We start from the raw sequence: 12585 nt of genomic DNA on the forward strand, positions 1-12585 counted from the left end.
AATGTGTTCCCTAATCTTTATTAGTTGCTACCTTTTACTTGGTTCATTACTTCTTCAGCAAAGTTGTCTTCGCGTTTTTCGATACCTTCACCAACAGCGTAGCGAACGAATCCTTTTAATGTTCCGCCTTTAGACTCAACGAACTGACGAACTTTCATATCAGGGTTTTTAACGAATGCTTGGTCAAGTAAGCAAATTTCTTCGAAGAATTTGCCTAGACGGCCTTCAACCATTTTTGCAACGATTTTTTCAGGCTTGCCTTCGTTTAAAGCTTGTTGTGTCAATACTTGACGCTCATGCTCAACTTCTTCAGCTGTTACAGCATCGCGGTCGATGTATTTAGGGTTAACTGCTGCGATGTGCATTGCTACATCTTTAGCAGCAGCTTCGTCAGTAGAACCTTCAAGAACTGTTAATACACCAATACGTCCACCCATGTGTAGGTAAGCGCCGAATGCATCAGCATCAGTTTTTGATACGATTTCGAAACGACGAAGTGTAAGTTTTTCACCAATTTTAGCGATTGCTTCGTTGATGTGCTCTTCTACTGTTTTGCCGCCTTCGATTGTTTGAGCCATAGCTTCTTCAATGTTAGCTGGTTTGTTAGTTAATAAGTGTGCAGCTAATTCTTTAATTAATGCTTGGAAACCTTCGTTTTTCGCAACGAAATCAGTTTCAGAGTTTAATTCTAAGATTAAACCTTCGTTACCGTTTGTTTCGATGAAAGTTAAGCCTTCAGCAGCGATGCGGTCTGCTTTTTTAGCAGCTTTTGCAATACCTTTTTCACGTAAGAAGTCAATTGCTTTCTCCATGTCGCCATTAGTCTCAGTTAAAGCTTTTTTGCAGTCCATCATACCTGCGCCTGTTTTTTCACGAAGTTCTTTTACCATTTGTGCAGTGATTGCCATATTTTTCATCCTCCTAAAATATGTATTTATACCTTTTATAAAGGCGTTTATACCTTAAAAAAGGTGATAAAAGGCCGAACCCCTTATCACCTTTCCAAATTTGTTACGCAGTAACAGTTTCTTCACCTTGTTTTGCTTCAAGGATCGCGTCTGCCATTTTAGATGTAAGAAGTTTTACAGCACGAATTGCATCATCGTTTGCTGGGATAACGTGATCGATTTCGTCTGGATCACAGTTTGTATCAACGATACCGATGATTGGAATGTGTAATTTGCGTGCTTCAGCAACTGCAATACGCTCTTTACGAGGGTCTACTATGAATAATGCACTTGGAAGACCTTTCATATCTTTAATACCGCCTAAGAATTTCTCAAGACGCTCTAACTCTTTTTTAAGTTGAACAACTTCTTTCTTAGGAAGTACTTCGAAAGTACCATCTTCTTGCATTCTTTCGATGTCTTTAAGACGCTTGATACGCTTTTGGATTGTTTGGAAGTTTGTTAAAGTTCCACCTAACCAACGTTGGTTAACGAAGTACATACCAGCACGAGTTGCTTCTTCTTTAATAGCTTCTTGTGCTTGTTTTTTAGTACCTACGAATAAAATGTCTCCACCTTCAGCAGCGATGTCGCGCATCGTTCTGTAAGCTTCCTCAACTTTTTTCACAGTTTTTTGTAAGTCGATGATGTAGATACCGTTACGCTCTGTGAAAATGTAACGCTTCATTTTTGGGTTCCAACGACGAGTTTGATGTCCGAAATGAACACCAGCTTCAAGCAATTGCTTCATAGAAATTACTGACATAATATAGTTCCTCCTAAATGGTTTTTGATATCCTCCGTTTACTTCATCTCTAAGCGAAACTACAAACGTAGCACCAACACTTAAATCAGCAAACGTGTGTACTTTGTACTGACACCACTGCTTACTATATCATACTGAAATATTACAATCAAGTCGAAAATGCGAACAATGTAAAACTTTCTTTGTTCACACTCGAATTCTAGTATTACCAACCTGCATTTCTTTTAAGCAAAAAAGTGAAATTCAACTCATAGCTTTTCCAAAGAACATGATTATGACGCTTTTTACAGACACCATTAATCTTTTACACACAAAAAACTCTCCTCAAAAAACGAGGAGAGTTTTATAAATTAGTTTGTTTTTAATTTAGCAAGTTCCTGTAGAAACTTGTCGTTTAGCACTTTAATGTATGTTCCTTTCATACCTAAAGAGCGAGACTCAATAACACCAGCACTTTCTAATTTACGTAGTGCATTTACGATTACAGAGCGAGTAATTCCTACGCGATCAGCAATTTTACTTGCAACAAGTAAACCTTCTGTTCCATTTAATTCTTCGAAGATATGCTCGATTGCTTCTAACTCACTGTAAGATAATGAGCTAATCGCCATTTGAACAACAGCTTTACTACGTGCTTCCTCTTCGATTTCTTCTGCTTTTTCACGTAAGATTTCCATACCTACTACAGTTGAACTGTATTCAGCAAGGATTAAATCATCGTCTAAGAACTCTTGACCAAGACGAGCTAACACTAATGTGCCTAGACGCTCACCACCACCAACGATTGGTACGATTGTAGTTAAACCTTGACCGAATAATTCTCTATTTTCTACTGGGAATGCTGTGTAAGCACTGTTTACATCTAAGTTTGAAGATGTTTCTGTAATGTTGAATAAGCTTTGCGTGTACTCTTCCGGGAATTGACGCTCTGCAAGCATTTGTTTCATACGCTCATTCTCAATTTGTTGGTGAATTGCATAACCTAGTAATTTACCACGACGACTTACTACGAATACGTTCGCTTCAATTACTTCACACATTGTGTCAGACATTTCTCTAAAGTTTACAGGCTTTCCTGCTGCGCTCTGTAATAACGCATTTAATTTTCTTGTTTTTGCTAATAATTCCATTTCAAAAGTTCCTCCTACATGTTACTTACATATTTTTTCATCACTTGGAAACTAGGGCGAGTCACCTGATGACACTATTACAAAATAAACTGGCTCACATCTTTATTTTTAGCAATCGTTGCTAATTTCTCCTCAACGTATTGAGGTGTTATCGTTATTTTCTCTAACGTAATTTCAGATGCTTCAAACGATAAATCTTCAAGGAGTTTCTCCATAATCGTATGAAGTCTTCTTGCTCCAATATTATCTGTATCCTGATTAACTTGATAAGCAATCTCAGCAATCTTACGAATAGCTTCGTCTGAAAATTCAATTTCTATACCTTCAGTCGCTAATAAAGCCATATATTGTTTAATTAACGCATTGTCAGGCTCGATTAATATTTTAACAAAATCATCTGTCGATAATTTTGTTAATTCTACTCGAATCGGAAATCTCCCTTGCAGTTCCGGAATTAAATCCGACGGTTTAGACATATGAAACGCTCCAGCTGCAACGAATAAAATATAATCCGTTTTTACTGATCCGTATTTTGTCGCAACATTCGATCCTTCTACAATTGGTAAAATGTCACGTTGCACACCTTCACGTGATACATCTACGCTATTCGACTGCTTACCAGCAATTTTGTCAATTTCATCGATAAAAATAATCCCGAGCTGTTCAGCACGATAAACAGCCTCTTGTGTAACTTCATCCATATCAATTAAGCGCTGTGCTTCCTCATTTGTCAAGAGTTTTCTTGCTTCTTTCACAGAAAGTTTACGTTTTTTTGTTTTTTTCGGCATAAAACTTCCTAATGCATCCTGGAAATTCATTCCCATTTGTTCCATACCAGTTCCTTGTAACATATCGAACATGGAAGACTGTTGCTCAGTCACTTCAATCGATACAATTTCATCTTCAAGAAGTCCTGCAGCAAGCTTTCTTTCCACATCTTGACGTTTCTTTTCGATTTCACCATCTTCCTGTGCATCAGATGTTTGATTCGAATTTTGAGCACCGCCAAATAGCATTTCTAATGGGTTTTTAAATCCAGATTGTTTCTCCGGACTCGGCACTAAAATTTCAACAAGACGTTGGTTCGCTTGTTCTTCTGCTTTGTCTTGTACTTTAATTACCATTTCTTCTTTCACGATACGAACTGACGTTTCCACAAGGTCACGTACCATCGATTCTACATCTCTACCTACATATCCAACTTCTGTAAATTTGGTAGCTTCAACCTTAATAAAAGGTGCTCCAACGAGTTTCGCCATTCGTCGTGCTACCTCTGTTTTACCAACACCTGTCGGTCCAATCATTAAAATATTTTTAGGCGCAATTTCATCACGTAGATTTTCAGCTAATTTACTTCGACGATATCGATTTCTTAAAGCTACAGCAACCGCTTTCTTCGCATCTTTTTGACCGATAATGTATTGATCTAATTTTTCCACAATTTGACGCGGAGTAAAATGTAAATGCATATAAAATGCCTCCCTTACGATTCTACAATTCTTCCACAATTATATTGTGGTTTGTATAAACACAAATATCGCCAGCAATGTCTAAACTCGCTTTCGCAATTTGCTTCGCTGTTAAATGTTCACTTGCATATTGCTTTAAAGCACGACCTGCAGAAAGCGCATAATTCCCACCAGATCCAATCGCTAAAATCCCATCATCTGGTTCAATCACTTCTCCTGTACCTGAAACAAGAAGCATAGTTGTTTTATCCATGACAATGAGCATCGCTTCTAGCTGACGTAACATTTTGTCGCCACGCCATTGTTTTGCCATCTCAACTGCAGCACGCTGCAAGTTCCCATTGTACTCTTCTAATTTCCCTTCAAACATTTCAAAAAGAGTAAATGCGTCAGCAACGGAACCTGCAAAGCCAGCTAAAACTTTCCCTTGGAAAAGTTTACGGACTTTACGAGCTGTATGTTTCATTACAACTGCATTTCCCATTGTCACCTGACCATCTCCAGCCATTGCACATTCTCCATTATGATGAACTGCAAATATCGTTGTAGCGTGGAAATTTCCCATAGAAAAAACTCCTTTATATGTTTTTATAGCTTTAAAAGCAATTTATGCCCGCGGGTGATGCTTCATGTAGACCGAACGCAATCTTTCTTTAGAGACATGCGTATAAATTTGTGTCGTCGACAAATTCTCATGACCGAGTAGCTCCTGTACAGTACGTAAATCTGCCCCTTCATCTAACATATGTGTAGCAAATGTATGCCTTAACATATGGGGACTTATCCGCATTGTCAGTGAAGCCTTCTTAATGAGTTCGTTTAATACATAGCGTACCCCTCGACTTGTTAGCGGCGTGCCTTTCGCATTTAAAAATACCATATGAGAGTGTTCTTCAGTTTTGTGAGCCAACTGTTTTCTCCCGTTCTCTATATAAGTAATTAAAGCATCTTGCGCATAGCTTCCGAACGGAATATACCTTTGTTTTTTTCCTTTTCCCATTACTAAAATTGTTCCCACCGCGAAGTCAATATCGGTAAGTTGTAAATTGACACATTCACTCACACGGATTCCAGTCGCATACATCAACTCTAATAAAGCTTGATTCCTTTGACCTAGCGGTGTTTCCGTATCAGCAACTTCAAATAATTCCTCTAATTCTTCAGCATATAAAAACTTTGGGATTGACAATTCTTTTTTGGGGAGTGACGCAAGTGCAAACGGATTATCTTTCCGATAACCTTCACGCATCAAAAAACGATATAAACTTCGTAAGCTTGATACTTTTCTTGCGACAGATTTACGGGCTAACTTTTCGTCGTGCAACGTCGTTAAGTACAAACGAACATCCGCGTATGTAACATCTAAAAAAGAGGATATGCCTTCTCGCTCCATAAATTGCACAAAATGTTCTAAATCATTTTGATAACTTGCAATTGTATATTTTGAATAATTTCTTTCAATTTGTAAATATCCAACGAATAATTGTAACAATTTCTTCACATTCACACAATTCACCTCAATAAAGGCTACTAAATCGTATCACAACTTAGTAGCCTTTGCAAGAAATTTAACTAAATATTTACAAAATTTTGAATTGTTTCTAAAGCGCGTGTTGCATATGCTTCATTTCGTTCTGCTTTCCTCTTAATTTTCTTCTCTAACGGTGCAAACAAACCGAAGTTTGCATTCATTGGCTGGAAGTTTTTCGCGTTTGTCGCAGTAATATAATTCGCCATACTTCCCATTGCAGTTACAGGCGGTAATACAACCGGCTCTTCACCTTTCACAAGTCGAGCAGCGTTAATACCCGCTAGTAATCCTGATGCCGCCGATTCAACATATCCCTCTACTCCAGTCATTTGGCCAGCGAAGAATAAATCATCACGTTGTTTATATTGATATGTTGGACGAAGCAAGTTAGGTGAATTAATAAACGTATTACGATGCATTACACCATAACGTACAATCTCTGCATTTTCCAGTCCTGGAATCAACTGTAACACTTCTTTTTGTGGTCCCCACTTTAAATGCGTTTGGAAACCTACGATATTGTATAACGTTCCTGCTGCATCATCTTGACGTAACTGAACAACAGCATATGGCGTTTTTCCTGTTTTCGGATCTTCTAATCCAACAGGTTTCATCGGTCCAAATACTAGCGTCTGTCTTCCTCTACTTGCCATAACTTCTACCGGCATACAACCTTCAAAGAAAATTTCTTTTTCAAATTCTTTTAAAGGTACTGTTTCAGCAGCAATTAATGCCTCGTAAAAACGGTCAAATTCCTCTTCCGTCATTGGGCAGTTTAAATATGCAGCTTCCCCTTTATCGTAACGAGACTTTAAATATACTTTATTCATATCAATGCTATCTTTCTCAACAATCGGTGCTGCAGCATCATAGAAATAAAAATAATCTTCACCTGTTAATTCTTTTAATTGTGCAGCAAGATCAGGAGACGTAAGTGGACCTGTCGCGATAACAGTAGGCCCTTCTGGAATTTCAGTAATTTCTTCATTCATCACAGTTACGTTCGGATGGTTTTTCACATACTCTGTTACCTTTGCCGCAAATTCATGACGATCTACAGCTAAAGCTCCTCCTGCTGGTACAGAGCACTCATCAGCTGCACGAATAATAACAGAGTCCATTAAACGCATTTCTTCTTTAATAACACCAACAGCGTTTGTTAATGTGTTTGCGCGAAGCGAGTTACTGCATACTAACTCTGCAAATTTATCTGTGTGATGAGCTGGCGTTTGCCTTACTGGTCTCATTTCATATAATTTCACTTGGACACCACGTTTTGCAATTTGGTAAGCTGCTTCACTTCCTGCAAGACCTGCGCCAATGACGTTTACTACTTGTGTTGTCATATTTATCACCTTTCCTTTTCTTCCCGAAAAAAATGTGAGCAGTTACGCTCACATTTGTTGTTCTTCTTCATAATCACACGAAATACATTGTACTTGCACGCCTTTTTTCAACTTCTTCTCTACAAGCATACCTTCGCACTTCGGACATTTACGACCAATTGGTTTATCCCAAGATACAAAGTCACACTCTGGATACGTACCGCATCCATAGAAAAGACGTTTCTTTTTATTACTACGGCGTTCAATAATTTGACCTTTATCACACTTCGGACAAGTAACACCGATTTCTTTCACAATCGGTTTTGTATTACGACAATCTGGGAAATTCGAACAAGCCATAAATTTCCCGTATTTACCCATTTTAAAGACCATTGGGTGATCACACAATTCACAGTCTTCCCCAGCTGGTTCATCTTTAATTTCCACTTCACGCATTTCTTTTTCCGCTTTTTCTAAACGCGGTTCAAAGCCTACGTAGAAATCATCAACAATTTTTACCCAATTCGCATTTCCTTCTTCTACTTCATCAAGACTTTGCTCCATGTTAGCAGTAAATTCAATGTTAATAATTTCTGGGAAAAACTCTAAAATAAGTTCAATTACTATTTCACCAAGTTCAGTTGGAACGAAGCGTTTATTATCCAAACCTACGTATCCACGTTTTTGAATCGTTTCAAGTGTCGGTACGTAAGTCGACGGTCTTCCAATTCCAAGCTCTTCAAGTGTTCTTACTAGACGAGCCTCTGTATAGCGCGGCGGAGGTTGTGTAAAGTGTTGCTTCGGTTCTAAATCCTTCGAAAATACCGTTTCCCCTACTTCTAAAGGTGGCAACATTTTATCCTTTTCTTCAGCCCCGTCATCTTTCGACTCTACATACACTTTCATAAATCCTGGAAACTTTACAACCGATCCACTTGCACGGAACTGAACATTGTTATTAATGAGTCTAGCTGTCACAGTATCCATTATAGCAGACGCCATTTGACTTGCAACAAATCGCTCCCAAATCAGTTTATACAACCGAAGTTGATCACGACTTAAGAAACTCTTTAGTTCCTCTGGCCTTCTCATTACCGAAGTAGGACGAATTGCCTCATGCGCATCTTGCGCGTTCGACTTTTTCGTTTCTTTCTTCTTTTCTGTCCCTATGTATTCCGCACCAAACGCCTCAGTAATGTAAGTACGCGCCTCTGTTTGAGCTGTTTCTGAGATACGTGTTGAGTCAGTTCTCATATACGTAATAAGACCTACAGTCCCTTGCTTTCCAAGATCTATCCCTTCATACAATTGCTGCGCGAGCATCATTGTTTTCTTTGCTCGCATGTTTAACTTACGAGCTGCCTCTTGTTGCAAGGAAGATGTTGTAAACGGTAATGCAGGATTACGTTTTCGCTCTTTTCGCGTTACATTTTCAACTGAAAACGCATTATCTTTCATCTGTTCAATTATTTCATTCACTTGCGTTTCATTCGTTAATTGAACTTTTTCACCATCTACACCGTAAAAACTTGCTTCAAATGTGTCTTTCCCTTTCACAAATTCCGTCTTAATTGTCCAGAATTCTTCAGGCTCAAAGATTTGAATTTCTTTTTCACGTTCGATAATTAAACGAACTGCTACAGATTGTACGCGTCCTGCACTTAATCCTTTTTTTACTTTCTTCCATAATAAAGGACTAATATTGTAACCAACAAGACGATCTAGTATACGCCTTGCTTGCTGTGCATCTACTAAATCCATATTAATCGCACGAGGATGTTTAAATGATTCTTTTATTGCATCTTTTGTAATCTCATTAAACACAACTCGGCAATCTGATTCAACGTCCACATTTAACGTATTGGCTAAATGCCAAGCAATCGCTTCCCCTTCGCGGTCTGGATCGGCCGCGAGATAGACTTTCTTTGCTTTTTTGGCCGCTGATTTTAAATCTTTTAAGACGGGACCTTTACCACGAATGGTAATATACTTCGGGGTGAAGTTGTTCTTTACTTCTATCCCCATTTGGCTTTTAGGTAAATCGCGAACGTGTCCCATAGACGCGACAACTTTGTATTTTTTCCCTAAATATTTCTCAATGGTCTTCGCCTTAGAAGGCGACTCCACGATTACGAGGTAATCTGACATGCTAGTGCCTCCTTAAGAGGTGGATTCAAGTCTTCATCAATCTTATTGATTTCTCTTGTTTTTGTCAATCAAGAATGAATATACCATACAGTGCCTATCTACCATTTGTCAATAATTGTTTAATAAAAACATAAAAATATAAAGTTAATTTAAAACTTCTTCCAAGATATCTTCTGCATTTCTTACTAGTTTTGCTCCTTGTTGAATCAGATGATTCGTTCCTGATGCACTATCTATAAATATAGGTCCCGGAAGTGCAAATACCTCTCTATTTTGCTCTAAAGCAAGGTCCGCAGTAATAAGTGTTCCACTTCTTGATTTCGCTTCTACAACTAAAACACCCTTACTTATACCACTAATAATCCGGTTCCTTTTTGGAAAATACCATTTTTTCGGTGCATAGTGCGGCGGATACTCTGTTAATAACAATATATATTCATTCCACGTTTCATATAAATGTCTATTCTCTTTTGGATACATATACGATAATCCATGTCCTAGTATTGCAATAGTCGGGCAATGCCGTCTTACTGTAATTTCATGAGACATTGTATCTATCCCTCTTGCAAACCCACTGACAATAAGCCATTCCCTTTCTAATAATGGGTGTAAAATAAATTTTAAACTCTCATGTCCATATAAAGTCGGTTCTCTCGTTCCAATAACCGCCAATTTATTCGATTTATTGAGAAAATACTTCTCTCCTTTTCCATATAATACAAATGGGGGATCTTGTATTTCACGTAATAATTGTGGATAATCTTCATCCCATATAGTCATATAAAAAATTCGATTTTTCTCTAAATAAGATATATATTGCGAGAGATTTGAACTTTGAAGAAAATTTACTAATTCTGAAGATTTTTTCGAGGATATTCCAGTGTAGTATTCCATTTGTTTCGTATTAAAAGTGTATATTCCCTTCAATTCAGGATCGACATATAGTAGTCTTTCCATCGCCTTCCAATGATCTGCTAAAAAATAATGAAGATGTAATAATCGTTCTCTTTTCATCTTAATTCTCCTTACCCATAATTTTTATTATGTAAACAAGAATTGCGTAAAAAGACACCTTCAAGCAAGAAGGTGTCTTTCAACAGATTAGTAGTTTTTACAAGTCTCAAATAGCCCTTTTTCTTTTAAGACAGAGATTAGCGTTTCGCCCATAACCGCTGGAGTTTCCGCTACTTTAATACCACAAGCTTCCATCGTTTTAATCTTTTCTGCAGCAGTTCCTTTACCACCAGAAATGATTGCACCAGCATGGCCCATACGTTTGCCAGCAGGCGCTGTTTGGCCACCAATGAAGCCTACAACAGGTTTTGTCATATTAGCTTTCACCCATTCAGCCGCCTCTTCTTCCGCTGTACCACCAATTTCACCAATCATAATTACAGCATGTGTTTCTTCATCTTCATTAAATGCTTTTAACGCATCTATAAAGTCCGTACCGTTAACTGGGTCCCCGCCGATACCTACAGCAGTAGATTGGCCAATACCTTCTTGTGTTAACTGATGTACAGCCTCATACGTTAATGTACCAGAGCGAGATACGATACCTACATGGCCTTTTTTATGAATGTACCCTGGCATAATACCAATTTTACATTCATCAGGCGTAATAACACCAGGACAGTTTGGTCCAAGTAAACGTGTATGTTTACCTGCCATATATCTCTTTACATTTACCATATCTAATACAGGAATACCTTCAGTAATACATACTACTAAATCGATTTCTGCATCAACTGCTTCCATAATTGCATCAGCCGCAAAAGCGGGTGGAACGTATACAACTGAAGCGTTTGCGCCTGTTGCTTTCACTGCATCTTCTACAGTATCAAATACTGGTACACCTTCAATATCAGTGCCACCTTTACCTGGCGTTACACCACCGACAATTTTCGTACCGTATTCAATCATTTGTTTTGTGTGGAATAAACCTTGAGAACCTGTAATACCTTGAACAATAACTTTTGTATCTTTATTAACTAATACGCTCATTTTTCTCCCCCGCTTTCTATTAGCCCACTAGTGAAACAATTTTTTGTGCACCGTCTGCCATAGATTCTGCTGCAACAATATTTAAGCCAGACTCATTTAAAATTTTCTTACCTAACTCTACGTTTGTACCTTCAAGACGTACAACTAAAGGCAATTCAAGACCTACTTGTTTCGTCGCTTCAATAACACCTTCTGCGATAACATCACACTTCATAATGCCACCAAAAATGTTAACGAAGATACCTTTTACATTTTTGTCAGAAAGGATAATTTTGAATGCTTCTGTAACTTTTTCAGCTGTTGCACCGCCACCAACATCTAAGAAGTTAGCTGGATCGCCATGGTAATGTTTAATGATATCCATTGTAGCCATCGCTAAACCTGCACCATTAACCATACAACCGATATTTCCATCTAAAGGAATGTAGTTTAAGTCATATTTAGAAGCTTCAATTTCTTTTGAATCTTCTTCATCAAGATCACGAAGTTCTAAAATGTCTTTATTGCGATATAAAGCATTAGAATCAAAGTTTAATTTCGCATCTAATGCCATAACTTTACCGTCACCTGTTGTAACAAGTGGATTGATCTCCGCGATAGAGCAATCTTTTTCGATAAACGCACGGTATAAGCCCATCATAAACTTCACAGCTTGTCCTACAAGCTCTTTTGGAATATTGATGTTAAACGCGATTCGGCGCGCTTGGAAGCCTTGTAAGCCTACTGCTGGATCAATATATTCTTTAAAGATCTTTTCAGGTGTTTGCTCTGCTACTTCTTCAATTTCTGTTCCACCTTCTTCAGATGCCATTAAAACAACTTGAGAAGTTGCACGATCTAAAACTAGACCAACATAATATTCTTTTTTAATATCGCAACCTTCTTCGATAAGTAAGCGTTTTACTTCCTTACCTTCAGGACCTGTTTGATGTGTCACAAGTGTAGTTCCTAAAATGCTCTCTGCATATGTACGAACTTCATCTAAATTTTTTGCAACTTTTACTCCGCCAGCTTTGCCGCGTCCACCAGCGTGAATTTGTGCTTTTACTACACATACATCCGTTCCTAATTCTTTCGCTGCTTCTACAGCTTCTTCTACTGTAAATGCAACCTTCCCGTTCGGAACGCTAACCCCATAGCTTTTAAGGACTGCCTTACCTTGGTACTCATGGATATTCATGGTCCCATCCTCCCCTGTTTTCCTGTTTTACTCGAAAAGTTTTTAAATGTTTAAAAAACATTACATTGCCATTGTATAAGATGAT

11 protein-coding genes are annotated in these 12585 nt (G+C 38.1%); all 11 read right to left on the reverse strand.

The genetic code is table 11. The annotated features are described in order from the left end of the window. Nucleotides 1-20 precede the first annotated feature (20 nt). The 11 genes from tsf to sucC all read right to left on the reverse strand — a co-directional run bounded on the left by tsf (nucleotide 21) and on the right by sucC (nucleotide 12500). Nucleotides 21-908: a translation elongation factor Ts gene (gene tsf / locus AC1DMU_RS00590; RefSeq protein WP_048545999.1), complete on the reverse strand. Its 888-nt coding sequence runs from the start codon at nucleotides 906-908 to the stop codon at nucleotides 21-23. Nucleotides 909-1011: 103 nt separating this feature from the next. Then, the gene (gene rpsB, locus AC1DMU_RS00595; RefSeq protein ID WP_048546000.1) at nucleotides 1012-1713 is read right to left on the reverse strand and encodes a 30S ribosomal protein S2; all 702 of its coding nucleotides are present in this window, start codon (nucleotides 1711-1713) and stop codon (nucleotides 1012-1014) included. Nucleotides 1714-2063: 350 nt separating this feature from the next. Next, on the reverse strand, nucleotides 2064-2843 hold the full coding sequence (gene codY / locus AC1DMU_RS00600; protein WP_000421290.1) for a GTP-sensing pleiotropic transcriptional regulator CodY: 780 nt from the start codon (nucleotides 2841-2843) through the stop codon (nucleotides 2064-2066). A gap of 77 nt (nucleotides 2844-2920) precedes the next feature. After that, on the reverse strand, nucleotides 2921-4312 hold the full coding sequence (hslU, locus tag AC1DMU_RS00605; protein ID WP_060488429.1) for an ATP-dependent protease ATPase subunit HslU: 1392 nt from the start codon (nucleotides 4310-4312) through the stop codon (nucleotides 2921-2923). A gap of 22 nt (nucleotides 4313-4334) precedes the next feature. Beyond that, complete coding sequence (gene hslV, locus AC1DMU_RS00610) at nucleotides 4335-4877, reverse strand: ATP-dependent protease proteolytic subunit HslV (protein WP_000526271.1); 543 nt, start codon at nucleotides 4875-4877, stop codon at nucleotides 4335-4337. A 42-nt stretch (nucleotides 4878-4919) separates the two neighbouring features. Beyond that, the gene (gene xerC / locus AC1DMU_RS00615; RefSeq protein WP_001101235.1) at nucleotides 4920-5819 is read right to left on the reverse strand and encodes a tyrosine recombinase XerC; all 900 of its coding nucleotides are present in this window, start codon (nucleotides 5817-5819) and stop codon (nucleotides 4920-4922) included. 65 nt (nucleotides 5820-5884) lie between these two features. Then, the gene (trmFO, locus tag AC1DMU_RS00620) at nucleotides 5885-7189 is read right to left on the reverse strand and encodes an FADH(2)-oxidizing methylenetetrahydrofolate--tRNA-(uracil(54)-C(5))-methyltransferase TrmFO (protein ID WP_000211996.1); all 1305 of its coding nucleotides are present in this window, start codon (nucleotides 7187-7189) and stop codon (nucleotides 5885-5887) included. 48 nt (nucleotides 7190-7237) lie between these two features. Beyond that, nucleotides 7238-9316 (reverse strand): type I DNA topoisomerase, encoded by a 2079-nt coding sequence (topA, locus tag AC1DMU_RS00625; RefSeq protein WP_001286953.1) that lies wholly within the window; start codon nucleotides 9314-9316, stop codon nucleotides 7238-7240. Nucleotides 9317-9460: 144 nt separating this feature from the next. Beyond that, nucleotides 9461-10330, reverse strand: a complete 870-nt coding sequence (dprA, locus tag AC1DMU_RS00630) for a DNA-processing protein DprA (protein WP_088064286.1) — start codon at nucleotides 10328-10330, stop codon at nucleotides 9461-9463. Between the two features lie 87 nt (nucleotides 10331-10417). Next, nucleotides 10418-11320, reverse strand: a complete 903-nt coding sequence (gene sucD / locus AC1DMU_RS00635; protein WP_000115178.1) for a succinate--CoA ligase subunit alpha — start codon at nucleotides 11318-11320, stop codon at nucleotides 10418-10420. Nucleotides 11321-11339: 19 nt separating this feature from the next. Continuing rightward, nucleotides 11340-12500 carry an ADP-forming succinate--CoA ligase subunit beta gene (gene sucC / locus AC1DMU_RS00640; RefSeq protein ID WP_001020778.1) on the reverse strand — a complete coding sequence of 387 codons (1161 nt, stop codon included), beginning with the start codon at nucleotides 12498-12500 and terminating at the stop codon, nucleotides 11340-11342. Between the last annotated feature and the right edge of the window lie 85 nt (nucleotides 12501-12585).

It is taken from the genome of Bacillus sp. 01N45 (assembly GCF_056399205.1).